The 24586-nt window shown below is 62.9% G+C and carries 23 protein-coding genes; 18 read left to right on the top strand and 5 right to left on the bottom strand.

Translation table 11 applies throughout. From position 1 onward, the window contains the following. Window positions 1–126: 126 nt before the first annotated feature. Window positions 127–1464 (bottom strand): MFS transporter, encoded by a 1338-nt coding sequence (locus JNB89_RS16225; RefSeq protein ID WP_220362917.1) that lies wholly within the window; start codon window positions 1462–1464, stop codon window positions 127–129. 185 nt (window positions 1465–1649) lie between these two features. Here JNB89_RS16225 and JNB89_RS16220 point away from each other — a divergent pair, with 185 nt between their 5' ends. From JNB89_RS16220 to JNB89_RS16185, 8 genes are all read left to right on the top strand, one after another. Further along, window positions 1650–3965: an acyl-CoA dehydrogenase gene (locus tag JNB89_RS16220; RefSeq protein WP_220362916.1), complete on the top strand. Its 2316-nt coding sequence runs from the start codon at window positions 1650–1652 to the stop codon at window positions 3963–3965. Between the two features lie 10 nt (window positions 3966–3975). Beyond that, window positions 3976–5199, top strand: a complete 1224-nt coding sequence (locus tag JNB89_RS16215; protein ID WP_220362915.1) for a CaiB/BaiF CoA transferase family protein — start codon at window positions 3976–3978, stop codon at window positions 5197–5199. Window positions 5200–5231: 32 nt separating this feature from the next. Further along, window positions 5232–6419 carry a CaiB/BaiF CoA transferase family protein gene (locus JNB89_RS16210; protein ID WP_220362914.1) on the top strand — a complete coding sequence of 396 codons (1188 nt, stop codon included), beginning with the start codon at window positions 5232–5234 and terminating at the stop codon, window positions 6417–6419. 60 nt (window positions 6420–6479) lie between these two features. Beyond that, complete coding sequence (locus JNB89_RS16205; protein ID WP_220362913.1) at window positions 6480–7133, top strand: carboxymuconolactone decarboxylase family protein; 654 nt, start codon at window positions 6480–6482, stop codon at window positions 7131–7133. Between the two features lie 88 nt (window positions 7134–7221). Further along, window positions 7222–7977 (top strand): GntR family transcriptional regulator, encoded by a 756-nt coding sequence (locus tag JNB89_RS16200; protein WP_013338281.1) that lies wholly within the window; start codon window positions 7222–7224, stop codon window positions 7975–7977. A 160-nt stretch (window positions 7978–8137) separates the two neighbouring features. Next, window positions 8138–8755, top strand: coding sequence for a glutathione S-transferase family protein (locus JNB89_RS16195; RefSeq protein ID WP_220362912.1), 618 nt, complete (start codon window positions 8138–8140; stop codon window positions 8753–8755). Then, window positions 8745–9668 carry an amidohydrolase family protein gene (locus tag JNB89_RS16190; protein WP_220362911.1) on the top strand — a complete coding sequence of 308 codons (924 nt, stop codon included), beginning with the start codon at window positions 8745–8747 and terminating at the stop codon, window positions 9666–9668. Before JNB89_RS16195 ends, JNB89_RS16190 begins: the two co-directional genes overlap by 11 nt. Before the next feature lie 54 nt (window positions 9669–9722). Further along, window positions 9723–10484, top strand: coding sequence for an enoyl-CoA hydratase-related protein (locus tag JNB89_RS16185; RefSeq protein WP_220362910.1), 762 nt, complete (start codon window positions 9723–9725; stop codon window positions 10482–10484). A gap of 333 nt (window positions 10485–10817) precedes the next feature. Here the strand turns inward: JNB89_RS16185 and JNB89_RS16180 are convergent, their stop codons facing one another. Then, on the bottom strand, window positions 10818–11852 hold the full coding sequence (locus JNB89_RS16180; RefSeq protein ID WP_220362909.1) for a LysR family transcriptional regulator: 1035 nt from the start codon (window positions 11850–11852) through the stop codon (window positions 10818–10820). 106 nt (window positions 11853–11958) lie between these two features. On the opposite strand from JNB89_RS16180, the gene JNB89_RS16175 reads away from it, so the two are divergent. The 4 genes from JNB89_RS16175 to groL all read left to right on the top strand — a co-directional run bounded on the left by JNB89_RS16175 (window position 11959) and on the right by groL (window position 15879). Further along, the gene (locus JNB89_RS16175; protein WP_220362908.1) at window positions 11959–12693 is read left to right on the top strand and encodes an SDR family NAD(P)-dependent oxidoreductase; all 735 of its coding nucleotides are present in this window, start codon (window positions 11959–11961) and stop codon (window positions 12691–12693) included. A 120-nt stretch (window positions 12694–12813) separates the two neighbouring features. Next, window positions 12814–13410 (top strand): NADPH-dependent F420 reductase, encoded by a 597-nt coding sequence (locus JNB89_RS16170; RefSeq protein WP_220362907.1) that lies wholly within the window; start codon window positions 12814–12816, stop codon window positions 13408–13410. A 484-nt stretch (window positions 13411–13894) separates the two neighbouring features. Next, on the top strand, window positions 13895–14185 hold the full coding sequence (groES, locus tag JNB89_RS16165) for a co-chaperone GroES (protein ID WP_008923887.1): 291 nt from the start codon (window positions 13895–13897) through the stop codon (window positions 14183–14185). Between the two features lie 53 nt (window positions 14186–14238). Beyond that, window positions 14239–15879 (top strand): chaperonin GroEL, encoded by a 1641-nt coding sequence (gene groL, locus JNB89_RS16160; RefSeq protein ID WP_013338351.1) that lies wholly within the window; start codon window positions 14239–14241, stop codon window positions 15877–15879. 181 nt (window positions 15880–16060) lie between these two features. Here the strand turns inward: groL and cysC are convergent, their stop codons facing one another. The 3 genes from cysC to JNB89_RS16145 all read right to left on the bottom strand — a co-directional run bounded on the left by cysC (window position 16061) and on the right by JNB89_RS16145 (window position 19043). Beyond that, complete coding sequence (gene cysC, locus JNB89_RS16155; RefSeq protein WP_220362906.1) at window positions 16061–16672, bottom strand: adenylyl-sulfate kinase; 612 nt, start codon at window positions 16670–16672, stop codon at window positions 16061–16063. A gap of 15 nt (window positions 16673–16687) precedes the next feature. Continuing rightward, window positions 16688–17899, bottom strand: a complete 1212-nt coding sequence (locus JNB89_RS16150) for a chondroitin 4-O-sulfotransferase (RefSeq protein ID WP_220362905.1) — start codon at window positions 17897–17899, stop codon at window positions 16688–16690. Between the two features lie 283 nt (window positions 17900–18182). Further along, complete coding sequence (locus tag JNB89_RS16145) at window positions 18183–19043, bottom strand: hydroxymethylpyrimidine/phosphomethylpyrimidine kinase (RefSeq protein ID WP_013338353.1); 861 nt, start codon at window positions 19041–19043, stop codon at window positions 18183–18185. Window positions 19044–19325: 282 nt separating this feature from the next. Between JNB89_RS16145 and JNB89_RS16140 the strand changes: the two genes are divergently transcribed. The 6 genes from JNB89_RS16140 (at window position 19326) to JNB89_RS16115 (ending at window position 24513) form a co-directional block, all read left to right on the top strand. Then, window positions 19326–19496, top strand: a complete 171-nt coding sequence (locus tag JNB89_RS16140; RefSeq protein ID WP_013338354.1) for a rubredoxin — start codon at window positions 19326–19328, stop codon at window positions 19494–19496. Between the two features lie 298 nt (window positions 19497–19794). Continuing rightward, a complete protein-coding gene (locus JNB89_RS16135; RefSeq protein ID WP_220362904.1) occupies window positions 19795–21204 on the top strand; it encodes a hypothetical protein in 1410 nt (469 codons plus the stop codon). A 448-nt stretch (window positions 21205–21652) separates the two neighbouring features. After that, entirely contained in the window at window positions 21653–22231 is a 579-nt protein-coding gene (locus JNB89_RS16130) for a YqgE/AlgH family protein (RefSeq protein ID WP_013338356.1), read from the top strand. A gap of 10 nt (window positions 22232–22241) precedes the next feature. After that, on the top strand, window positions 22242–22682 hold the full coding sequence (ruvX, locus tag JNB89_RS16125; protein WP_220362903.1) for a Holliday junction resolvase RuvX: 441 nt from the start codon (window positions 22242–22244) through the stop codon (window positions 22680–22682). After that, a complete protein-coding gene (pyrR, locus tag JNB89_RS16120) occupies window positions 22669–23202 on the top strand; it encodes a bifunctional pyr operon transcriptional regulator/uracil phosphoribosyltransferase PyrR (protein WP_013338358.1) in 534 nt (177 codons plus the stop codon). The genes ruvX and pyrR overlap by 14 nt, the downstream gene beginning before the upstream one ends. A 285-nt stretch (window positions 23203–23487) precedes the next feature. Continuing rightward, window positions 23488–24513 carry an aspartate carbamoyltransferase catalytic subunit gene (locus JNB89_RS16115; protein ID WP_220362902.1) on the top strand — a complete coding sequence of 342 codons (1026 nt, stop codon included), beginning with the start codon at window positions 23488–23490 and terminating at the stop codon, window positions 24511–24513. Window positions 24514–24586 lie beyond the last annotated feature (73 nt).

Below are 24586 nucleotides of genomic sequence, written 5' to 3'. Positions count from 1 at the left end.
TTCGGCGAGCACGGACGCGACCGTGCCTGTGGCGCGGCCGCGTGGCGGTCGAACGATAGAAGTGGTGCTACGAAATGGGCGTACCGAGCGCGCTCTCAGGGATCGCGGGGGTAGCCGGACTTGGGGTCAGGCGATGTGATTGCGATGTACCTTGTCATGTCGACCAACCGCGATGACGGTTACAGCGCCGAACAGCATCAGCGCGGCGAGATAGTACTGGCCGGCGGCGAGCGTATGTGTGGTCTGATTGAGCCAGCCAACGATTGCCGGGCTCACGAGGCTGCCCAATCCGGCGAGCGTGCTGATCAACGCAATGCCCCCGGCGGCCGCCTGTTTGCTGAGGTAGAGCGCCGGCATCGACCAGAACGGGCCCATTGCCGCGAAAGTGCCGGCTGCGGTGAGCGTGAGGGCGGCCACAGAGAGGGCCGGGCTCGACGCGACAAGCGGCAACGTTGCCCAACCGATAGCCGCCGCAATGGCCGGAATGGCCGCATGCCAGCGCCGCTCATTGCGCGCGTCGGAGTGACGCGCGACCCAGTACTGGCAGACAAAGCCGATCGCGAACGGCAGCGCCGACAGTGCGCCCACGGTCCACAAGTCGCTCACGCCGGTCTTGTTGATGATGGTAGGCAGCCAGAAGAACACGTTGGCCGTACCGGCAAGCAGCGCTACGCCCATGCCCGTCAGCAGATAGAAACGCGGGGACCGCAGCGCTGCTCCGAACGACTTGTGGGCGTGCGGCGTTTGCGCTTCGCGATCGGCACGCAAGTCACGTTCGATGATGGCGACTTCTTCAGCCGAGAGCCACGATACCTTCGACGGACTGTCGTGAAGCCAGCGCAGCACCGCGAAAATGAGCAGAAGCGGTGGCATCCCTTCGATCAGAAACAGCCAGCGCCAGTTGCGCAAGCCATAGACGCCATCCAGTGTGTGCATGATCAAACCGGAAAGCGGCGCGCCGATCGCGCCCGCAATCGGAATCGAAGCCATGAAAAGCGCGGTGAAGCGCGCGCGACGTGCGCTCGGCACCCAGTACGTCAGATACAGCAGGATGCCGGGGAACAGTCCGGCCTCCGATGCGCCCAGCAGAAAACGCCAGAGATAGTACGAATTCTGCCCCGTCATGCCAGCGAGTCCCGCCGAACAGATCGCCCAGAGCACCATGATGCGAACGAAGGTTTTGCGCGCGCCGACCTTCGCGAGCATGAGGTTGCTCGGGATCTCGAACAGCATGTAGCCCGCATAGAAGATGCCCGCGCCCAAGCCGAAAACCGCATCCGACAGCTGCAGATCGTGCAGGAAGCTCAGCTTGGCGAAGCCCACGTTCGAGCGGTCGATGAACGCGACCACATAAAGCGCCATCAGCAGAGGCATCAAGCGCCACAACAGCTTGCGATAGACCGCGCCCTTGTCAGGACGTATGTGCGAAAGCGTGCACGAGGGCGCTGAGGTCGGGGTGGTCACTAACTGTCTCCTGTCTTCCGAATAATTGTAATGGGCGGCCTGGCATGCTCGAGGCCGCGACAGCTGCATTAAAGATTCACGCGACTTAAAAGTCAATAACATGACCTATAGGGTTTTTACGGGCAGCGCCGCGCCGGTCGACGGTCCAAAATGCGACGCGTGAATGCAGGACAGGGGCATGACGGATGGATAGCGAAACGCAACAGGCCTTCAAAGACAGCGCGAGAGATCTCATTGCTCGCGGTGATGTGGCACGCCGGCGCGCGGCGTTGCTGGCGGGCAATGGCGCGCTTGACCGCGATGCATGGAAGCAAATGGCCGAAGCGGGTTGGACGGCAATGCTTATCCCCGAGCAGTCGGGTGGTCTCGGTCTCGGTGTACCAGAAGTCATTGCCATCGCGGAGGAAGCGGGCAGGGCCGCGTTGCCCGAACCATTCGTTGCGGCGGCAGTGCTCACGGGCGCGGTGCTGGCTGCGGTGAGCGAACACGGTGCGGCGCAAGCGCTGATCGAGGCGGTTGTGAGCGGCGAATCGGTGGTCGGAATTGCGTGGCAACACGGTATCGGGCAACTTGAACCATCGGCCGATTCGCCCACGCGCTATCGGCGCGACGGCGACACAATAGTGCTTGATGGGACGCTGCACTTCGTCACGCCGCTCGTCGGTGCGGACGGCTGGGTCGTACTGGCTAACGGCAGCGAAGGTCTGACGCTCGTCTGGCTTGCGGCCGATACGAGCGGTATCGAGTTAAAGGGTTCACGAGGTATCGACGGCGCTTCGCTCGGCACGCTCCATTTGCAACGCTGCACAGTGCAGGCGACGCAGGTATTGATGGAGGGTGAGGAGGTTCTGGACACGCTTGCGCGGGCGCTCGACATCGCCCGTATCGCGCAGGCAGCGGAACTGCTGGGCATTGCGCGTGCGGCTCTGGAAGCGACCATCGACTACACCTGTACTCGCGTGCAGTTCGGGCGCGCGATCGGTTCGTTCCAGGCACTCCAGCACCGTCTCGTGGACGGCTATATCCAGACCGAACTGGCCGCCGCGGCGCTGCGCGACGCGGCGGCAGCCGATAGGCAAGTGCGTTCTGAACTGGCCTCGTCGGCGAGCCGTGCGAAGGCGCGCAGCGCTCAGGCAGCGTTGTGGGTCACGCGTCTTGCGGTGCAGTTGCACGGCGCGATCGGTTACACGGAAGAAGGGCCGATCGGACCGTGGCTCAAGCGAGCGATCGCGCTCTCGGCGTGGCTTGGCAATGAGCGCGCTCACCGTGCCCGGTATTTCAGGTTGCGTCCAGCCGGCCGGCAGATGCGACGCGACGCGACGGGCACGACGCCGCCCACGGACTTTCCGCGCGACGCGGATTGGGACGCGATGCCCGAAGCGCAATTCCGGCAGATGGTGAGGGCATTCTTCTCGGCCCACTATCCCGAAGCATTGCGCTACTTTCCGCGGCGCTTGCATTGGAATGAGATCGCGCCGTGGTATCGCACGCTGTCCGAGCAGGGCTGGATTGCACCGGCGTGGCCTAAAGAGTTCGGCGGCATGGCATTGCCACCGGACAAGCTCATCGCGTGGATCGAGGAACAGGAACTCTTTGGCGTCGGACGTCCGCCCGATCAGGGGCTCATCATGCTCGGTCCGATCCTGATCCGCTACGGTTCTGATGCGCAACGCGCGCAATACCTGCCGAAGATCCTTTCCGGCGAACATGTGTGGGCGCAGGGCTATTCGGAGCCGAATGCCGGCTCCGACCTCGCGTCGCTGCGCACTCGCGCGTTGCTCGACGGCGACTCGTTCATCGTGAGCGGGCAGAAAACGTGGTCGACGCTCGCGCAGGACGCGACGCACATGTTCATGCTCGTGCGCACCGACAACAGCGGCAGGAAGCAGGAAGGCATCAGCTTTCTGCTCGTCGATCTGAAAAGCCCCGGCGTGACAGTGCGGCCCATTCAGACGATCGCGGGCGACGAGGAGTTCTGTGAAGTCTTCTTCGACGATGTTCGCGTGCCCAAAGGCAATCTCGTGGGCGAGTTGCATCGCGGCTGGGACATCGCGAAGCAGTTGCTCGGCTTCGAACGTCTTTTCTCCGGGAGTCCGAAGCATTCGCAGCACGCTCTTGCGCAACTGCGTGAACTCGCCGAATCGCGTGGCTTGCTGGCCGATCCCGCGTGGGTCGACGCATATGCGAGCGCACAGCTCGACGTCGCCGATCTGGTGTCGGCGTATGGCGGTTTCGCGGACACGGTCAAGCGCGGCGAAACGCTGCCGGTGGAAGTGTCGTGGCTCAAGATCTGGGCGACCGAAACGCACGAACGCGTCGCGATGCTGCTCAACGAAGCGGCAGCGGAATCGGCCATGTGCGAGCAGGCAGTGAGCACGGGGTCGCAGCCGGTGCATATCCACGCGCCGCTCTTCAACGCAATGGCGGCCAAGATCTTTAGCGGCAGCAACGAGATCCAGCGCAACATTCTCGCGCGCCAGGTGCTGCGGCTGCCCGTGTAAAGGAGGACATGTGAACCAACTGATGTCGCGCTTGCGCGTGCTCGATATGAGCCGCGTCTTTTCGGGCCCCTGGGTTGGGCAGATGTTCGCCGATTTCGGCGCGGACGTGATCAAGGTCGAACGGCCGGTGCACGGCGACGATACCCGCCACCAGGGTTTCAGGATGCGCGACGCGGCGGGCGAGGCAACGACGGAAACGTCGTCGTTCGTTGCGATGAATCGGGGCAAACGCTCGATCACGATCGATCTCGCGCAGCCAGCCGGTCAGGATCTCGTGCGCAAGCTTGCAGCGAAGTGCGATGTGCTGATCGAGAACTTCAAGGCCGGCGATCTGGATCGTTACGGTCTCGGCTACAAGGCGATGCGTGAGATCAATCCACGGCTCGTCTATTGCTCGATCAGCGGTTTCGGTCAGACGGGGCCGTATAGCAGCAGGCCCGGCTACGATCCGATCTTCCAGTCGATGAGCGGATTGATGGCGATGACCGGCGCGCCCGATGGCGAGCCCGGCGCGGGCCCGCAAAAGGTGGGCTACGCGGTGTCCGACCTCACCGCCGGGTTCTACGCGACAGCAGCGACGCTGGCGGCGCTTCATCATCGCGACACGGTGTCGGGGGTTGGGCAGCACATCGATATCGCGCTGCTCGACGCGCAGATCGGCGCGATTTCTCACATGGCTCAGAACTGGTTCGCCTCGGGCCGCCAGCCGCCGCGCCTCGGCACCAGTTCGGAGATCACTTGCCCTTATCAGGCGTTTAGCTGCAGCGACGGCGATCTGATGGTGGCGGTGGGAAACGACGGGCAATTTCGCAAGTTCGCAGCGGCAATCGGGCGACCGGAACTCGCGACCGACGAGCGCTTCCTGACCAACCCGCAACGGGCCGCGCACCGCGGCGAGCTGATCCCGCTCATTGCGGCGCAACTCGCGCCGCGCACAGTACGTCACTGGATCGACGTGCTCGAAGCAAGCGGGATTCCCTGCGGTCCGATCAATGACTTCGCGCAGGCCTTTTCCAATCCGCAAGTCGTGCATCGCGAGATGCGTCGCGTGATCGCGCATTCCGCCATCGGCGAAATGGCGTTTGTCGCGAATCCCGTGAAATTCTCCGAGACACCCATTCAGTATCGGCGCGCGCCACCTTTGCTCGGCGAGCACACCGACGAGATCCTCGGCGAAGTGCTGGGACTCGACGCCTGCGAAATCGCGGCGCTGCGCGAAACGCGGACTATTTGACGGACTCAACCGGCCACGTACCACCCAACGATATGACAGCACCTCTTTCTCACATTCGCGTACTCGACCTCAGCCGCATCATGGCGGGGCCCTGGAGCGGCCAGATTTTCGCGGACCTGGGCGCCGACGTCATCAAGATCGAACGGCCCGGTGCGGGCGACGACACGCGTAGCTGGGGACCTCCGTTTCTGCAGGCAAGTGACGGCACGCCGTCGAAGGAATCGGGCTACTTTCTTGCGGTCAATCGCGGCAAACGCTCGGTCGCCGTGGATCTTGCGACGCCCGAGGGTCAGGCAACCGTGCGCGCCATTGCCGCGCAGTGCGATGTGGTGCTGGAGAATTTCAAGGCGGGTACGCTCGAACGCTACGGCCTGGGCTACGACGATCTGAAGGTCGTGAAGCCCGATCTGATCTACTGTTCGATCACTGGTTTCGGTCAGGACGGACCCAAGGCCGGACATGCCGCATACGATTTCATGATCCAGGCAATGGGCGGTCTGATGAGCGTGACGGGCGAGCGCGACGACCTGCCTGGCGGCGGCCCGCAGAAAGTGGGCGTGCCGATCGTCGACATCATGACGGGCATGTATGCGACGATCGGCGTGCTCGCGGCGCTTGCGCGGCGCGCCGAGACAGGCGAGGGTGAACACGTGGACATTGCGATGCTCGACGTGCAGGTCGCGTTCCTCGCCAATCAGGCGATGAACTATCTTGTGTCCGGCAAAGTGCCGGGCCGTAGCGGCAATCGTCATCCCAACATTCAGCCCCAGGATGTGTTCAGGTGCCGCGATGGCCATCTGGTGCTCGCCGTGGGCAATGACGGTCAGTTCCGGAAGTTCTGCGAGGTCATTGCACGCACCGAACTTGCCGTCGACGAGCGTTTCGCCACTAACGCGCAGCGCGTGCGCAATTTGCCCGAGCTGCTCGCCATCATCCGCGAGGCGCTACTCGCCGACGACCTCGCGGTATGGCTTGCGAAGCTTGAAGCGGTTGCTGTGCCGTGCGGTCCGATCAACACGATCCCCATGGTCTTCGAGGATGAGCAGGTAAGGCATCGCGAGATGTTGCGTCATTTGCCTCATCCGGTGTCGGGCACGGTCCCGCAGGTCGTCAGTCCGATCCGGTTGCGCAATGCGCCCCTGGCGTTCGACCGTGCGCCGCCGACGCTAGGTCAGCATACGGACGAGGTGCTGCGTGAACTGGGCATTGCCGGGAGTTGAAGGTTGCATCATGAGAACTCTGCATCACTGTTTCCAATATCGCTTCATGAAGGACTGAACGTGGCTCGCATTCCCCTTTTTAATCCGGACTTGATGACTGCCGAACAGGAGCGCGTCTATCGCGCAGTCGTGGACGGCCCGCGCGGCACCGTGGTCGGCCCGCTGCGCGCGGCGCTACACCGGCCGGAACTGGCCGACTGCTGGCAACGTTTCGGAGCGATACTGCGGTACGGCACGAGTCTGCCGGCGCGTTTGACGGAACTGGCGATCGTGGTCACGGCGCGTCGCTGGAACAGCCAGCTGGAATGGCACATTCACGCCGACGCGGCAAAGCGCGCAGGCATCGGCTCAGCGGTGCTCGACGCGATACGCGAGGGCGAGGCTCCGCGCTTTGCCGATCAGGAAGAGGCCGACGTCTATGAATTCGCGCGACAGCTACAGCAGTCGGGCAACGTGCAAGAGGAGATCTATCAGCGCGTGATGGCGCGCTGGGGCAATGTTGGCGTGGTCGAACTGGGCGCGGTGATCGGGTACTACACACTGGTGTCGATGACGCTTAACGTGCATGACATCCCGTTGCCGGACGGCGTGCAGCCGCCACTTGCGCCGCTCGCGCATGTCAACGCCGCGCACGAGTCGTTGCCGACCCTGGCGCCGGCGGTGGCGGCCGAACCGGCGTCGAGCGATGTCGCGGGAGGCCCCGGAAATCGGTAAAGGTCAGTAGTCTGGTTCACTGATTCTTTGCATTACACTAGCGGGACGCGCCGCGTGCCAGCGGCATACGATCAAACCCGGAGCAGCAATGAGTCACGAGGCAACCGTCAGCGAACCCGTCATCGATTTCAGCCTGAGCGGCGTGGCTCGATACATCCAGCTTGCGACGCTTTTCCGGCGGCGGATCGAAGCGGGTCAGTGGCCGGTAGGCGAACAGATCCCAACGGTGGACGAACTGGCCGAGGAGTGCGCCGTTGCGCGTGCAACGGTGCGTCAGGCGCTCGGGCTGCTGGAAGACGAGAAGCTCATCGAGCGTTTCCGCGCGAAGGGCACATTCGTTATCCAGAAGCCACAGAGCGCGTTGTGGTGCGAAGTCCCTACCGACCTTTCAGGGTTGCTGCTGGCCGCAGAAGGCGCAAGCATCGAAATCCTGAAGCACGAAAAGGGCGTGATGCCCGGCAGCGTGCTGCACACCGGCGGGCAACTGGCGCCTTCCTATCAGCATTGGCGCCGGCGCCATTCGCGCGAGGGGCAGCCCTATTATCTCGGCGATGCCTACATCGACGAGCGATTGACCCGGCGCATCCCCAAATCGGCGTTCAAGCAGCACACCACGATGCGCATTCTGCGCGACATGCCCGATCTGGAATTGCGCGAAATTCAGCAGACCATCACCATCGGCGCCGCCGACGTCGAACTGTCGCGCATGCTGGAGATTCCGCTCAATGCGCCGGTAGCGCACGCGTGGCGGACCGCGACCGACGCCAACGGGACGATCGTTTTCGTCGGTAACGGGGTGTATCGCGGCGACGTCGTGCGACTCGACATCAAGGTCGCGCTGTAGCGGTTCGCGCGCGCCCTGGCGTTCGGCGCGCCAGGGTTTTCACCGAAAAGCTTTTTGCACGGCCAATAGGCTAAAAGAACATATAATTGACCTATTCAGGGCTTGCTGTTTTTCGGCTGCCACGAGCAGGTGTCAGATTGCCGTCAGAAGGATCGCTTCGATGAAACTTCATTATTCACCGCGTTCGCCGTTCGTTCGCAAGGTCATGGTCTGCGCGCTCGAAACCGGCGTCGCGCCGCAACTCACGCGCGTGCGCTCGCCGGTCGCGATGGACACGCCGAATCTTGCGCTCATGCGCGACAACCCGTTGAGCAAGCTGCCCACGCTCGTGCTCGACGATGGACTCGCGCTGTTCGATTCGTCGGTGATCTGCGAGTACCTTGATACGCTGCACGATGGCAAGCGGCTTTTTCCAGCCGAGGGACGCGAGCGCTTCGTCGCGCTTCAGCAGCAGGCTTTCGCTGACGGGCTGCTCGACATCCTGCTCTTGTGGCGGCAGGAGCGCAACAAGCCTGAAGTACAGCGGCGCGCGCAATGGCTGGACGGTTTTGCCGCGAAGTCGGCGGCTTCGCTTGATGCGCTCGAAACGCTCGCGCCGAACTTGCGGCTGGACTCGATTCAGATTGGCGATATCGCGATTGCGTGTGTTCTCGCGTACTACGATTTTCGTCTGCCTGATCTGCAATGGAGAGAGGGGCGGCCGGCGCTTGCCGCATGGCATGCGCAATTCGCCGAGCGCGACTCGATGCGCAGCACGGAGCCCGGCGATGGCGAATGATTCCCTTAAGGCGCAGGCCGATCCGCTGCGTCCTCACGAGACGGTACCGGCGAAAATGCCGCGCGCGCCACACGAAGCGTTGCCTGCGCTCGCCTGCGATACGCATTCGCATGTGTTCGGTCCTTACGATGCATTCGCGTTCGCCACGCCGTCGAGCTACCCGCCACCGCTCGCGCCCGCGGCAACGTACCTCGAGATGCTCGACACGGTTGGCGCAGGCCGCGGTGTGCTGGTCCAGCCCGCGCCATATGGTATCGACAATGCCGCGCTCGTGGCTGCGCTACGCGCAGGACAGGGCAGAATTCGCGGCGTGGCCGTGACGCGTGAGGACGTTAGCGATGCGACGCTTGAGTCACTGGATGCGAGCGGAGTGCGCGCGTTGCGCTTCAACGAAATGCCGAGCCCGCAAACCGGCAAGCCATTTGCGGGCAGCGTAGGTGTCGACACGGCGCTCGCGCTGGCGAGCCGTATCCGGGCGTTGGGCTGGCACGCGCAGGTTTGGGCGCGCTGCGCGGACGTGCCGGCCATCGCCGAACGCCTTGGGAAAGCCGGATTGCCGGTCGTGTTCGAGCATATGACCTGCTTCGATCCGGCGCTCGGCGTTAAGCACCATCACTTCGCGAACGTGCTCGCGCTGCTGCGCGAAGGGCGTATTGCTGTGAAACTCGCGCTGTGCCGCGTGTCGAAACTGGTGCCGGACTACGACGATCTGCGGCCATTTCATGATCGCCTCGTCGAAGCCAATCCGCAGCAACTCGTCTGGGGTTCCGACTGGCCGTTCGTGCGTATGGACGATCAAGCGCCAGATGTAGGGGCGCTACTCGATACGTTCCAGCGCTGGGTAGACGACCCCGCGCTGCGGCAAGCCATCCTTGTGGAGAACCCCGCCCGGATCTACCGGTTCGAGGAGTAGCAGGAGAGATCTATTTACCATTTCGGCACAGACACTTAAAAAGGAATCCTCTTCATGTCGCTCAAGCTCGACAAACATGATGGCGTGGCGATCGTTACGCTTGACCGTCCGCCTGTCAACGCGCTGACCATCGCGCTATACGCTGAAATCGCCGATTTGTTCCAGCAACTGGGTACGGAACTCGACGTCCATTGCGCGGTGCTCACTGGCGCGGGAGAACGTGCGTTTTGTGCGGGCCTTGATCTGAACGAGTTCCTCGCCGCGAAGCCGGAGGATGATCCCGAGCGCGCCGCGATTGTGCGTCGGACGTTTTCGGCGGTCTATCGCTGTGCGATTCCCGTGATTGCGGCGATCAACGGTCCGGCGCTCGGTGCGGGCTCCGTGCTCGCGACGGTTTGCGACATCCGCATTGCGGCGAGCCATGCGCGCTTCGGTACGCCGGAGATTAACGTGGGTCGTTGCGGCGGTGCGGCACATCATGGCCGGTTGATACCGCAGGGCGCGCTGCGGCGCATGTACTTTACGGGCGAGCCAATCAGCGCACAGGAAGCCTTCCGGCTTGGGCTTGTCGATCAGGTCGTCGCGTCGGAGGAACTGATGCCGACCGCGCTTGAGCTTGCGTCGAAGATCGCAGCGAAAAGTCCGCCCGGCTTGCGCTATGCAAAGCAGGCGCTTAACGATATCGAGTCGATGGCGCTGGAGGCTGGCTATGAGCATGAGCAGAGCTACAGCACCAGGCTGATGTACACCGAGGACGCGCGCGAAGCGACTCGGGCTTCGGTTGAAAAGCGTCCGCCCGTGTTTCGAGGACGGTGAGGCGCGAAGGCTCAAGGAGTCGAGTACACCATGCCATATGTGGCGACCGGGCTGCTGTCGAAGTCCGTTAAAAACGCTGCCCCTGTTCCTGGATGACGCTAATGTAATTTCCGCTGCTGAAGGCACGCAATAAGGCTTGGCGGCAACTCCGGCCCGTTAGTCGTCCTTGCGTTTCAATGCTGATTTTCACGCAGTCTTGACCCACCGGGGATGCGAACAGAATCCTGGACTACTTTGGAGGTAGTCCATGTATTCATACGAAGACCGCGTTCGCGCGGTCGAGCTGTACCCGAAGCTTGGCAAGCGCATCAAGGCGACAATCCGCGAGTTGGGTTACCCGACTGAACCACCCCGAGTTTGAACTGACCGCCGAGCATTGCCAAGCCGTACTAATTGTTTCGCAGGCTTGTTGACAGCCTTCCCGGCTCTCTTCGTATCGTCTGCGACCGCACTTCGCACAGCACCCTTCGGGCAACTCCCGCGATCGCCAAGCCGCTCGACGAGCCGTGCCTCGCATTCAGACATAGCGTGCCCGCGCCGCTGCGAGATCATGAAGGTGAGAGGACGCATGTGCCACGCGCGCCGTTTAAGTTCGACGAGCGTGCCGTTCGCAAGGTCTTCGTCAACCATATGACGCGGCATGTGGCCCCAGCACAAGCCGCCCTTGAGCAGATCGTGCTTCGCGCCAAGGTCGTTCACCAGCCACTGGCGTTCACTGACTACGCCCTGTTGTGTCTTCTGCGCATCGGGCTGATTGTCGGTGACGACGAGCTGGACGTGCCGGCCAAATTCCTCTCGTGGAATCGCCCCGCTGATTGCGGCAAGCGGATGCGATGGCGCACAGACGGTCACCATTTGCGCGTCACATAAATGCTCGCGTTCTATCGTGGCTGGGCTTAGTTCCGGCACGTCGGTAATCGTCACTGCCAATGCGCACGTGCCTTCGAGTACCAGACGCTCGCCGCCCTGCATGGTCGTCATGCGCAGATTGATGGCCACCGTTGGAAAGTCCGCCTGCAGGGTACGCAAGCATTCAATCAGATGCGCACGCGGGAAATAGGTATCCACGGCAATCGAGACCTGGGGGACCCCGGCGTCAGCAATTGAAGCCGCGCGCATTTTCATTTCCTCAGTGCGGGAGATCACGCCGCGAGCATCCGGCAGCAGGCTGCGGCCCGCGGCCGTGAGCGTCGCTTTGCGCGTGTTGCGCTCGAACAGCACCACGTCGAAGGCATTCTCGAGCGCGCTGATCGCGTGACTGATCGCCGACTGTGCGCGTCTCAGCTCACGTGCAGCGCCGGAAAAGCTTCCCTCGTCACACACGGCGACAAAGGCCCGGAGCTGGTTGATGGTGACGTTGTCAAGCATGGTTATCCAAAAACTAGATGGCAGTTATAGATTTTTAGTCAATTGGCTTTATGAATCAAGAGTCCGAGAATCGGGTTCTCGTTTTTGTTTCCAGGGATGCATGCACATGAACAGACTTGATGGAATGACTGCGGTGATCACCGGCGGCGCGACCGGCATCGGACGCGCCGCGGCCGAGCGCTTCATAGAGGAGGGCGCGTTTGTCTTTATCTTCGGGCGCCGGCAGGAAGCACTCGACGCCGCTGTGGCCGGCCTCGGGCCCAATGCCCGCGCGGTGAAGGGTTCGGTCTGCGATCTCGCCGACCTAGACCGGCTCTACGCAGCGGTGAAGGCAGAGCGCGGCAGCCTCGACATCGTCTTTGCGAACGCGGGCGCGGGGAGCCAGCTTCCACTCGGCGAGATCACCGTGGAGCACATCGACGAAATCTTCGATACCAATGTGAAGGGTTCGATCTTCACGGTCCAGAAGGCACTGCCACTGATGAGCCGGGGCGGTTCGATCATCCTGACCGGATCGAGTGCCGGCACCACGGGCGCGCCGGCCTTCAGCGCCTACAGCGCGAGTAAGGCGGCCGTGCGCAACCTCGCTCGGACGTGGGCCGAAGACCTGAAGGGCACCGGTATCCGGGTGAACGTGCTCTCGCCCGGGCCGACCGCGACCGAACTCGCGAAGGAAGCGCTAGGCGAGGAGGGCATGAAGCTATTCGCGTCGCTCAATCCGCTCCAGCGCATGGCCGATCCGGCAGAAATCGGAGCAGTCGCCGCCTTTCTTGCGTCGTCGGACAGCAGCTTTATGACCGCCAGCGAGGTGGCCGTCGACGGTGGCCTCGCGCAACTTTGAAGAGAAGATCAACTGGGCCAATTGCTAGAAGGCAAAACGGCTTTCATTGGGTGACAGGCCAAACAATTGAACCGAGCGGCGGTTACAAGCTGTGAGCGCGCCGCGAAAGAAGGAGAAAACATGAGTTACGCAATCATCGGCTTTGGCAAGATCGGCCAGGCACTGGCCCGGGCGTTTGCCCGCAAGGGCATTGAAGTAGCCGTGGCAACCACGCGCGATCCGCAAAGCTTTGCAGCCGATGCGGCCGCGATCGGACCGACGATTATTCCCAAGACTCTGGCGGAAGCCGTCGAGGCTGACATTATCTTTCTGGCAGTACGTTTTGAGTCGCATCCGAACGTCGCAAAAGCACTGCCTGACTGGAAGGGCAAGACCATCGTCGACGCGATGAACACGCAGGCTCCGATCGAGGAGCTGGGCGGTCTTCCGTCCTCTGCGTTCGTCGCGAAGGCGTTCGCCGGCGCGAGGCTGGTGAAAGGCTTCAATCATCTCGTTGCTGCCGTCCTTGATCAGGACCCGGCGGTACACGGTGGCAGGAGAGTCGTGTTCCTGGCGAGCGACGATGACGGCGCCGCAACTGACGTCGGCGCGCTCGCGGAAAATCTGGGTTTTGCGCCAATCAAACTTGGCGACCTTTCAGAAGGCGGGTGGCTTGTCCATGCGCGGGGGAAAAGCTGGGGGCAATTGATCTTCAAGGACCTGGTCAAGTTCGACTGATAACGACGGCTCAACGATATCTCGCCGGGTCCCCATTACAAATATGAGAGGTGTGGCGCACAGGGGGCGGGACTCGCCGATCGCGCACGGCTCCGTGCATTGTCCATCGCCGAGTCTTCACTGGCTCAGTCGCGCTGATCTCGGATTTCCAGGGTTTCCACTGACTTGCGCCGTTTGCATTGCCGCACGTCAGAAACCGTGCCGCAGGAGCAGCGGCTGCTTCGCATCCCGGCGATTGCGGAGCCATAAATCCTTGTTCCTGCTGGATGTTTTCGCGTTGCCCCGCACACATACAGTTCAGGCCGAGGGGAATAAAGTTCAGGGCTGAATGAATCTGGACCGCCCCCGCATCCCTTCTTGAATTTGTCACCACCCGTCCATATAATTAGCACTCGCTGCACGAGAGTGCTAACAACTTCGCCGGTTGGCTCGGCCAGCCGGGTTTTCCAAGCGTTCTTCAGTCTCAATCAAGAGAGGAGTATGTATGAACCTTCGTCCTTTGCATGATCGCGTGATCGTCAAGCGTCTGGATCAAGAAACCAAGACCGCGTCGGGCATCGTGATCCCCGAAGCCGCAGCAGAAAAGCCGGATCAGGGCGAAATTCTGGCGGTCGGCCCGGGCAAGCGTGACGATAAGGGCGCAGCAATCGCCCTCGACGTGAAGGTTGGCGACCGCGTTCTGTTCGGCAAGTACGCAGGCCAGACCGTCAAGGTCGACGGCAACGAACTGCTGGTCATGCGCGAAGAAGACATCATGGCCGTGGTGCAGAAGTAAGCGCAAAGCCGCTACTTCCCCGGTTATATCTCAAGAATTCAAGGAGTTAGAAGATGGCAGCTAAAGACGTCGTATTCGGTGATTCCGCCCGTGCCAAGATGGTCGAAGGCGTGAACATCCTCGCGAACGCTGTGAAGGTCACGCTGGGTCCCAAGGGCCGCAACGTTGTCCTGGAACGCAGCTTCGGCGGCCCGACGGTCACCAAGGACGGTGTGTCGGTCGCAAAAGAGATCGAACTGAAAGACAAGCTCCAGAACATGGGCGCGCAAATGGTCAAGGAAGTGGCTTCCAAGACCAGCGACAACGCAGGTGACGGCACCACGACCGCAACGGTCCTGGCTCAGTCCATCGTCCGCGAAGGCATGAAGTACGTCGCATCGGGCATGAACCCGATGGACCTGAAGCGCGGTATCGACAAGGCTGTCGCAGCCGCAATCGAAGAACTGCGCAAGATCAGCAAGCCGTGCACGACCAACAAGGAAATCGCTCAGGTCGGCGCGATCTCGGCAAACAGCGACACGTCGATCGGCGAGCGCATTGCTGAAGCAATGGACAAGGTCGGCAAGGAAGGCGTGATCACCGTCGAAGACGGCAAGTCGCTGCAAGACGAGCTGGACGTTGTCGAAGGTATGCAATTCGACCGCGGCTACCTGTCGCCGTACTTCATCAACAACCCGGACAAGCAAGTCGCCGTGCTCGACAACCCGTTCGTGCTGCTGCACGACAAGAAGGTGTCGAACATCCGCGATCTGCTGCCGGTTCTGGAACAGGTCGCCAAGGCTGGCCGTCCGCTGCTGATCATCGCAGAAGACGTCGAAGGCGAAGCTCTGGCAACGCTGGTTGTGAACAACATCCGCGGCATTCTGAAGACCGTTGCTGTGAAGGCTCCGGGCTTCGGCGATCGTCGTAAGGCAATGCTGGAAGACATCGCGATCCTGACCGGCGGCCAGGTCATCGCTGAAGAAACCGGCCTGACGCTCGAGAAGGCAACGCTGGCTGAACTGGGCCAGGCAAAGCGTATCGAAGTGGGCAAGGAAAACACCACGATCATCGACGGCGCAGGCGAAGCCGCTAACATCGAAGCTCGCGTCAAGCAAGTGCGCAAGCAGATCGAAGAAGCGACCTCGGACTACGACCGCGAAAAACTGCAAGAGCGCGTTGCCAAGCTGGCAGGCGGCGTTGCAGTGATCAAGGTTGGCGCTGCGACCGAAGTCGAAATGAAGGAAAAGAAGGCACGTGTCGAAGACGCACTGCACGCAACGCGCGCAGCTGTGGAAGAAGGCATCGTTGCTGGCGGCGGCGTTGCGCTGATCCGTGCACGTACGGCGATCGCCGGCCTGAAGGGCGCTAACGCCGACCAGGACGCAGGTATCAAGATCGTGCTGCGCGCCATGGAAGAGCCGCTGCGCCAGATCGTCACGAACGGCGGCGAAGAAGCCAGCGTCGTGGTGGCGGCAGTTGCTGCTGGCCAGGGCAACTACGGCTACAACGCAGCAACCGGCGAGTACGTCGACCTGGTTGACGCAGGTGTCGTGGACCCGACGAAGGTCACGCGCACGGCGCTGCAAAACGCAGCATCGGTTGCAGGTCTCCTGCTGACCACCGACGCAGCTGTTTGCGAACTGCCGAAGGAAGATGCACCGATGCCTGGCGGCATGCCCGGCGGCATGGGCGGCATGGGCATGGACATGTAATTGCGTGTCCGCTCCCCGGTTGGACTTCGAAAGAGGCTCAATCGGGAGCTTATGGAAAGCGCACCGCGAGGTGCGCCATCCAAAAATCGCCAAAGAAAAACCCGCAGCAATGCGGGTTTTTCTTTGGCTGCGTGTTTTTGCAGGCCCCTGCTTGTGCAGCTGCCGGTTATGCAGCTGCCGGTTATGCCGCGACCGCGAGAGAGTGCTCGCGCAAATAGTCGAAAATGCCGCCCACGCTTTCGCTCGGCGTGAGCGTTGCCGTGTCGATAACCAGTTCGGGATCGAGCGGCTTTTCATACGGTGCCGAAACGCCGGTGAACGCCGGAATTTCGCCGGCCAGCGCTTTCGCGTAGAGCCCCTTCGGGTCGCGGCGCGCGCAGGTTGCGACCGACGCTGACAGGTACGTCTCGATGAAATTGCCGGCGCCGATAATGTCGCGCGCCATCGCGCGGTCAGCCTGCATCGGCGAAATAAGTGCCGTGATGACGATAAGGCCGGCGTCGTTCATCAACTGCGCGACATGTGCCACGCGGCGGATGTTTTCGTGGCGGTCGTGCGGGTCGAAGCCAAGGTCGTTGCCGAGGCCGTGGCGCACGTTGTCGCCGTCGAGCACGTAGCAGGCATGTCCTTGCTCCACCAGTTGCCGCTCCAGCTCGAACGCAATGGTCGACTTGCCCGCGCCCGAAAGGCCCGTCAGCCAGATCGTAACCGGCTTCTGACGAAGAACCCGCGTTCTGTCCGCAAGCGTGACAGCGCCGCGAAAGCGTTGCACCGGGCCGCTGAGTCGTGTCATTCCTGTTCCTTGAACTTAAACGCAGTGCCAACCTTGGCGCCATACTCCGGCGTTGTGCAGCCGCTCCGCCGAATCGGCGAGAGCGACATGAAATCCGTCGGGCGCGCTCGGCGGCAAGGCGATCGAAAAGCCGGCGTTGGCGCTGGGGTAGCCCGCGTTGGCAACGTCCGGCCGAGGCTCGCCGCTCGAGCCGCGGGCAATGACTTCGCTGCCGACGCGCACTTCGAGCAGCACCTTTTGTTCCGGATGGTTAAGATTCACGACCCAGCCGGAGATCACGCCGTCGCGCACCGAGTCGACAAACCCGTCGTACATGTCCGCAAGCGTTTGCGCGCCGGTCCGCGCGAATTGCAGGTATTTGTTGATCGGTGCGAGGTCAAAACGGCCGATCACGCCATGCACCTGGGCGAGGAAGGCTTCGTCGAATCCGAACACCACCGACTTATGCAGGTACGGATTTTCAAGTTGATTGATCTCGGACTGAATCTCATTGACCAGTTCGAGGGCTTTCGCGAACACGCTGCCCGAGCGGTGCACATCAGCGCTAACTTCGCGCCTGACATGCTCGAACAGCTCGTAATCGAGGCGATTGTCGTCAATGAATTTCTGTTTCGCGCTTTCGGCCAACGGGCCGTGTGCTTTCGACGAACCGCTCGTTAGGTTCGTCTCGAAGTAAAACGGCAATTCCAGTCCGGTGTTCGCGCAAAGCCGGAGTAAAAATTCGCTCATGTTTTCGCAAGTGCCGACCGTGCTGAAATGATGCTGGAGGTTGGCTTTGGCAATACTCAGGCTCAGTTCGTCCGGCGCCGAATGCCCGCTCAACATTTGCACGAATATATTTTTGCCGCCCAGAGACTCGCTCACCCAGTCATCGAGCGAAAGCGCGCCGCGACGCACGAGCGCCTCTGTGGCCGACACGCTTGCACCGCGTGCGACTTCGCCGTTTTTCCCGTTTAGCGCGTAGCGGTAATGCGATATGTGGCGCGCAAGCGGGTCGCGCAGAACGGTGCAATAGGCGAGGGGAGTCTTCAAACTCCTGTGAATTCCGTACGATTGGTGTCCGCCGCCGATATGCGTTTCGAGTAATCTGTTGCGGCAGTTGTCCCAGCCTTCTCTATCCCACTCGAACACGACGAACTGATCTTTAGCTCTGTTCAGGTCGAAGAACGAGATTACGGTCGATCCCCCGCTCTTTGGCGGGTGGATGAAAAATGTGGGCGCGGACATATATCCATGTGAAGAATTACGATTTGCAAGTGTAGCGTGTGCTTACGCCGCGGTTGTAACGTTTGTTTACAAAAGTGCAAACGTTTGCCTCCGCCGACGCGGGTGATCAGACAATGCAGCGGGGTAACGGCGAGGCGGGGCGAGGAAGCGCGCGAGTTGCACGCAGTTCGCTGAGAAGCGTGCAGAACTGTCGAAGAGAGGTTCGATCAACTGCCGAACTCGCGGCCACCGCCAACCTGCGGTGACCCCGGAAACGCCCAATACGCGGTAAGCCGAAACCGCGTCAGTGCCGGGCTTCGCCAGGCGCCACGTCCTGGCCGCTCGTCGGCGGCGTTTCGTCGTCGCTGCTGCGCGCCCAGAAGAACCGGTCCGGCATGTATGCACCCATACCCGGCCGGAACGCGCTGCGTACCGCCTGGTAAAGATATTCCTGAGCTTCGCGAACGGCCTCCGCCGGCTCCTGGCCATTGGCGAGCAGCGCCGCGATGGCCGAGCCGAGCGTGTCGGTCAACCCCATGAGGCGGTTGCTGCCGCGATCCCACATGTCCTGACGCAACTGGCCGTCTTCGCTGAAAAGCGTATTGACGAGCCGGTGCGTGCCGGTTTCCGTGGACAGAATGTATTCGCAGCCATGCGACAGCAGATGCGAAATCGCCGCGTCGAGGCTTGGCGCTTCGGCGTCGCCGTCCGGCTGGGCAAGTGCGAGCAACGTGGTCGCGTCGGCGACCAGCAAGGTGGTTTGTGGCGCAAGCAGATCGGCGATAGCTTCGCGCAGTTCGTCGGCGGCCAGCACGTGTTCGTCGTCGAGCGTGAAGTCGGGGGCCAGAATCAGCGGAACGTCGTCGTAATCGGCTACCACCTCCGCAATCGCGCTCACCACTTCCGCGCGCGTGCAGGCGCCGACCTTGAACGCCGCGATCGGCATGTCCTCGAGCAGCATGCGCGCCTGAGTCGCCACCACTTCAGGGTCGAGCCCGTTGACCTCGTCGCATGTCGCCGAATCGCGCACGGTGTAGCCGGTTAGCACGGAAACGCCATGACAGCCCATGCTGGCAAGGGTCATGAGGTCGGCTTGCAGGCCGGAGCCGCCGGTGGGATCGGAAAGGCCGAAGGTGAGGACGATCGGAGGCGTGTCGCTGGGCATGAAGATTTGAAAGGAGCAGTGTTTTGGTGCACTGAGTGTGCAATCGGCTCAATTATGCGTCCTAAACCGGGGCGGGGGCGTTTTTTCGCATCGTGACGGCGCGCTCCGCCTCGCGCGGCCAGGCTGTGGCGCGACGCCGCATACGGCGCCGGCTCCCGTCGCCCGGTGTTGCGGGCTTCCATTGTCGGCGCGGATTCGGCATTTGCCATTGCTAGGCATGGGGGCGGCAACACGGTACCATCATGGCTCCCGTTTCCCCGGACTTCACGACGCGACACAAGAATGGAATATCAAAGCTGGATGTGCCTGATTTGCGGCTGGATTTACGACGAAGAAGCCGGTTTGCCGGACGAAGGCATTGCGCCGGGCACGCGCTGGGCGGACGTTCCGATCAATTGGACCTGCCCGGAATGCGGCGCGCGCAAGGAAGACTTCGAGATGGTCCAGATCTGAAGCCGGTTGGCGGCCGGCGGCGCGCGGCCGGGTGTCGTATCGCGCCGGAACGTCGCCGTACCGGCAGTGTCGCAGGCGTAAGCTGGGATAGCCGGCTCGTTGCGGCGATTGGTCGTTCCGCACCGGTCGTTCAGCATTCGTCAGTGCGCTCGCGTCACTCGCGCATCGGTTGTTGCGTGTCTGGCGTGGCGCATTTCTCATTGCGTGTTTGTCATCGTTCAGTGGCCGGTTCGCGCGTAAGGCGCTCAGTGTGCGCGCGGCGCGCAACGGCGGCCCGCCGAGTTTCTGTCGCCCACTCATGACTCTTCGATCCGCAGCCCCAGTTTCCTTCGACGCTTTGCCTAACCCGCGCGGCGGCGCTGTCCGTCCCGCGGAACTCGCGCTGGCGGAGGCGCTGTTGGCCTTCGAGCAGCACACCGGCTGCACCACCGCGCTAGTGCGCGCCGCGCACGCACTGCGCAGCGCCGGCTGGCTGAGCGCGACGCGTTTCGCCGACGTGCTGGTGCGCCTCTCGCCGCTCGCCGCGGGCGATCCCGCGGAGGCCGAGAGCGTGCGGCCCGGCTTCGGGGCGGCGCTGCGCGATTTCCGGGCGGCACTGGAGCGTCACAATCTTCGCGAGCTGGCCTGCTCGCCCACGCTCTTCAACCATTACCGGGTGCTGTGCGCCGAGCTGGGCGAGCACACGGCGGCATCCCCGGTTGCGTTCGAAGATCTCGCGCTGACCGCGCGGCCCGTGCCGCCGGTGTCGTTTCATGTGCAGCCGGCTGAGCAACTGGCGCATCTGCGCGCGCGCTACGAACGGGCGCTGCTGCCGGTGCTGCGCTCGCAACCGGACAGCGGCAGCATGGCGGCGCGCGCGGCAACCGAAGCCGCGCTGGACGAACTGGACGCGGTGTTCACGGAACTTTCCGGTCCCGATCCCTACGATTTCTGGCGCCTCGCGAAGGCGTGCGCGCGTGCGTTGCGCGTGAGCGGGCGCGCGGCGGGCGAGCCGGACGCGCGCCGCTTTTACGCGCGCTGCAATCTGGCGCTTGCCGAGCATGCGCGCGGCATCGAGCGCGCGCAGCGCTCGCTCGTGCGGGCCACGCTTGCGCTGCTGTGGCGCGACTATGCGCTGTTCGGCGCGGCCGCCGAAGACGCCGACCAGGTCGAGGTGCTGCACGACTACGGCTTGACGGTCGACTGGCACGTCGCGGGCACCCAGGCATCCGAAATGCTTTGGGAAGCGGGCGCGGTCGAGGCGCAGTCGTTCAGCGCGCGCACTTCGCTGACGCGCGAACTGGGCGTGCTGAGCGTCAATGCGCATGCCTACGAAGATTTCCTGCAGACGGCCGATGCGGCCATCGCCGCGCTCGCCGACCATGCGCGTGCCGCCGATCAGCCCGAGAAAGCCGACCCAGGCGAAGCGCTGCAGGCGGGCGACGCCGCATACCGGCTCGGGTCCGCGGCTTGCGCGCTAGGCCTCGGCCATGTCGCGCTGCTGGCCGATGCGCTTGGGCTCGCGTGGCGCCGCCGCGCGCATGGGGGCGTCTCGACGCCTGCGGTGCGCGCGCATGTAATCGTCGACGCTCCCGCGGCCAGCGCGCTCGAACAAGCCGCTGAGGCGTTGCGGGCCACGTTGCACAAGGTGGCCGCGGGTGTGGCGCCGCCCGCGAGCAGCGCGGCGCTGGCCGCGCTGACGCGGGCGATCGAGCAGGGCGGCGCGTGACGGGTGCATAGCTGGTGCTTGAACCTGGATCGTTGCGGGCATGCGATAGGTTCGAACGCGCGGAACGCCTCGGGAACGAGCGGCATGCAAAAGGCGCCAAAGGAGGCACGTAGGCGGGGAATCAGCAGCCGCGCACGAGCACCGGCCCATAAGCTGCAGTGCACAAGCAGTGACGCGCGAGCGCCATCGCCCACGGAGTGACGAACAAACAGCGCACCATGAAGAGCACTACGAGGCGCGAGCCCCGCAAACCCCGCGCAGCGGCCCCGCCAGACCGGCCACGATAGAACCGGCGCGCCGCTCGAACACGCGGCATGGCGAGGCCCGCGTGCGTGATAGAGTGCAACATGCTTCGCCGTAGATGGCTCGCGGTACGCTTTCACGATTCACGTCGCCGCTCCACGCTCAAAGCCCGCCATCCTGCATCGTCTTTGCTAAAATCCGAACTATGTCCAAGAGTACCGATCGCATCAATCTGACCAACCAGTTCCTGATCGCCATGCCCAACATGGCCGATCCGACGTTTTCCGGAACGGTGGTTTACCTTTGCGATCACAGTGAGCGCGGCGCGCTCGGCCTCGTGATCAACCGGCCGACCGACATCGACCTGCAAGCGCTCTTCAGTCGCATCGACCTCAAGCTCGAAATCGAGCCTCTTCTTCACGTTCCGGTTTACTTCGGCGGTCCGGTGCAAACCGAGCGCGGCTTCGTGCTGCACGATCCGAAAGACGGCAATACCTACACGTCGTCCATGTCGGTGCCGGGCGGGCTGGAAATGACCACCTCGAAAGACGTGCTCGAGGCGGTCGCCAGCGGCACCGGTCCGGAGCGCTTCCTGCTCACGCTCGGTCACGCCGGCTGGGGCGCGGGTCAGCTCGAAGAAGAGATCTCCAAAAACGGCTGGCTGACGGTCGAGGCCGATCCGAAAATCGTGTTCGACGTGCCCGCCGAAGAGCGCTTTGAAGCCGCGCTCGCGCTGCTCGGCGTCTCGCTGTCCATGCTGTCGGGCGAGGCCGGGCACGCATGAGAGGCGCCGCATGAGCCTGGCGCGCGCGCGTGAGGCGACGCTGCTTGCGTTCGACTACGGCGAGAAGCGCATCGGCGTGGCGGTCGGCAATTCGCTCACGAAAAGCGCGCGGCCGCTCGTCATTGTGGAGAATCGCAGCCGTGAATATCGCTTTGCGGAAGTCGGCAAGCTGATTGCCGAATGGAAGCCGGACGCGCTCGTCGTCGGCTTGCCCATGCATCCGGACGGCACGCCGCATGAAATGACGCAGCTTGCGAGGCGCTTCGGCAACCAGCTGAACGGCCGTTTCAATCTACCGGTGACATGGGTCGACGAGCGCTATTCGTCGGTCGAGGCAGAGGCGGGCCTGCGCGCCACCAAGGGCCGCGCGGATCGGCTCGACGCAGAAGCCGCCAGCATCATCCTTCAGCAATATCTTGACGGACTTTCCGACAACCATGAGTTCCATTGACGCCGAAGCGCTATACCGCGCGCTGCTCGATCAGATCCGCTCTGCCTATGGCGAGAAGCTCGGTGCGGTCGAGGGCGGCGCCGTGCTTGCCGGCATTCACAGCGGCGGCGCGTGGCTTGCCGAACGGCTTGCGCGCGACTTGAATCTGGCGAGCTTCGGCGTGATCAACGTCGCGCTGCATCGCGACGACTACGCGAAGAAGGGCCTGCACGCACAGGCGAGCCCGACCTCGCTGCCGTTTTCCGTCGACGGCCGGCGCATCGTGCTCGTCGACGACGTGCTGTACACCGGCCGCACGATTCGCGCGGCGCTCAATGAGCTGTACGACTATGGCCGCCCGGCGGCGGTCGAACTGGCGGTGCTCGCCGACCGCGGCGGACGCGAGCTGCCGGTGGCGGCGCGCTTCGTCGGCGGGGTGGTGGAGATACCCGCGGACGCCACGCTCGTGCTCGCGCGCGACGAAAGCGGCGCCGCGGGCGAGACGCGGTTTACGTTCCACACCGAAGCACGCGTTGATTGAGTGCTACGGCTAATCGGGCAGCGAGGTTGCAGCTATTGCGGCATCTGGCAGCGCGGCAAGTGCGGCGCGAAAACCAGGCAGGCGACACGATAAAAGCGCCGCGCCGCCCGCAGGGTCCCGCGCCAGCCACGCGAGCCGCGTCGCCTGAGTGACCAGCAGCAAAACACGAAACAACACACGCAACGAAACACGAAACGTAAGCCGAGCGACACCCGGCAGCCAGCGCCCAACGCGCACTTCGCATCGCACCCACACGTTCAAGCCCGTATTTCAAGCAGGTACATCATGAACACCGCCACCCAGGCCCCGCAGGACTCCGCCGATAACGCCACCGAGCGCTTCCGTTATGGCTTTCTGAAGGGCAACCCGCAGCTCACGAAAAACGGCGAGCTCAAACACCTGTTGTCGATCGAGGGTTTGCCGAAGGCCATCGTCAATCACATTCTGGACACCGCGAGCCAGTTCGTCAGCGTGACGGATCGCGAGGTGAAGAAGGTGCCGCTTCTGCGCGGCAAGTCGGTGTTCAATCTGTTCTTCGAAAATTCCACGCGCACGCGCACCACGTTCGAGATTGCGGCCACGCGTTTGTCCGCGGATGTGCTGAATCTGAACATCAATGCGTCGTCGACGAGCAAGGGCGAATCGCTGCTGGATACGATCAACAACCTGTCGGCCATGCACGCCGACATGTTCGTCGTGCGCCATGCGTCGAGCGGCGCGCCGTATCTGATCGCGCAGCACTGTGCGCCGCACGTGCACGTGATCAATGCCGGCGACGGCCGTCACGCGCACCCCACGCAGGGGCTGCTCGACATGTACACGATTCGCCACTACAAGAAGGACTTCACGAATCTGCGCGTGGCGATTGTCGGCGACATTCTGCATTCGCGGGTCGCGCGCTCGGACATTCATGCGCTCACCACGCTCGGCGTGCCCGAAGTGCGTGCGATCGGCCCGCGCACGCTGCTGCCGGGCGGCCTCGAACAGATGGGCGTGCGGGTGTTCCACAACCTGGACGAAGGGCTGAAAGACGTTGACGTGATCATCATGCTGCGTCTGCAGAACGAGCGCATGAGCGGCGCGCTGCTGCCCTCGGCACAGGAGTATTTCAAGAGCTGGGGCCTGACGCCCGAGCGGCTCGCGTTCGCGAAGCCCGACGCAATCGTGATGCACCCGGGCCCGATGAACCGCGGAGTCGAGATCGACTCGCAGGTCGCGGACGGTCCGCAGTCCGTGATCCTGAATCAGGTGACGTTCGGTATTGCGGTGCGCATGGCGGTGATGGGCATTGTCGCGGGCAACAACGATTGAGCAGCGATTGAGCGGCGACTGAGCAGCGACGGATGCGTGACCAGAGCCAGCACGCCTCGCGCAAACCACCCGC

This window comes from Paraburkholderia phenoliruptrix, from assembly GCF_019511605.1.
GTDB classification, from domain to species: Bacteria; Pseudomonadota; Gammaproteobacteria; order Burkholderiales; family Burkholderiaceae; genus Paraburkholderia; species Paraburkholderia phenoliruptrix_A.
Note: the sequence above shows the minus strand (reverse complement) of the source record. Positions and strands in the feature narration are given on the sequence as shown.

Coding starts and splice junctions, on each gene's coding strand:
- JNB89_RS16220 (WP_220362916.1), top strand. CDS start 1,650: ATGGATAGCGAAACGCAACAGGCCTTCAAAGACAGCGCGAGAGATCTC.
- JNB89_RS16210 (WP_220362914.1), top strand. CDS start 5,232: ATGACAGCACCTCTTTCTCACATTCGCGTACTCGACCTCAGCCGCATC.
- JNB89_RS16200 (WP_013338281.1), top strand. CDS start 7,222: ATGAGTCACGAGGCAACCGTCAGCGAACCCGTCATCGATTTCAGCCTG.
- JNB89_RS16195 (WP_220362912.1), top strand. CDS start 8,138: ATGAAACTTCATTATTCACCGCGTTCGCCGTTCGTTCGCAAGGTCATG.
- JNB89_RS16190 (WP_220362911.1), top strand. CDS start 8,745: ATGGCGAATGATTCCCTTAAGGCGCAGGCCGATCCGCTGCGTCCTCAC.
- JNB89_RS16185 (WP_220362910.1), top strand. CDS start 9,723: ATGTCGCTCAAGCTCGACAAACATGATGGCGTGGCGATCGTTACGCTT.
- JNB89_RS16180 (WP_220362909.1), bottom strand. CDS start 11,852: ATGCTTGACAACGTCACCATCAACCAGCTCCGGGCCTTTGTCGCCGTG.
- JNB89_RS16175 (WP_220362908.1), top strand. CDS start 11,959: ATGAACAGACTTGATGGAATGACTGCGGTGATCACCGGCGGCGCGACC.
- JNB89_RS16170 (WP_220362907.1), top strand. CDS start 12,814: ATGAGTTACGCAATCATCGGCTTTGGCAAGATCGGCCAGGCACTGGCC.
- groES (WP_008923887.1), top strand. CDS start 13,895: ATGAACCTTCGTCCTTTGCATGATCGCGTGATCGTCAAGCGTCTGGAT.
- groL (WP_013338351.1), top strand. CDS start 14,239: ATGGCAGCTAAAGACGTCGTATTCGGTGATTCCGCCCGTGCCAAGATG.
- cysC (WP_220362906.1), bottom strand. CDS start 16,672: ATGACACGACTCAGCGGCCCGGTGCAACGCTTTCGCGGCGCTGTCACG.
- JNB89_RS16150 (WP_220362905.1), bottom strand. CDS start 17,899: ATGTCCGCGCCCACATTTTTCATCCACCCGCCAAAGAGCGGGGGATCG.
- JNB89_RS16145 (WP_013338353.1), bottom strand. CDS start 19,043: ATGCCCAGCGACACGCCTCCGATCGTCCTCACCTTCGGCCTTTCCGAT.
- JNB89_RS16140 (WP_013338354.1), top strand. CDS start 19,326: ATGGAATATCAAAGCTGGATGTGCCTGATTTGCGGCTGGATTTACGAC.
- JNB89_RS16135 (WP_220362904.1), top strand. CDS start 19,795: ATGACTCTTCGATCCGCAGCCCCAGTTTCCTTCGACGCTTTGCCTAAC.
- JNB89_RS16130 (WP_013338356.1), top strand. CDS start 21,653: ATGTCCAAGAGTACCGATCGCATCAATCTGACCAACCAGTTCCTGATC.
- ruvX (WP_220362903.1), top strand. CDS start 22,242: ATGAGCCTGGCGCGCGCGCGTGAGGCGACGCTGCTTGCGTTCGACTAC.
- pyrR (WP_013338358.1), top strand. CDS start 22,669: ATGAGTTCCATTGACGCCGAAGCGCTATACCGCGCGCTGCTCGATCAG.
- JNB89_RS16115 (WP_220362902.1), top strand. CDS start 23,488: ATGAACACCGCCACCCAGGCCCCGCAGGACTCCGCCGATAACGCCACC.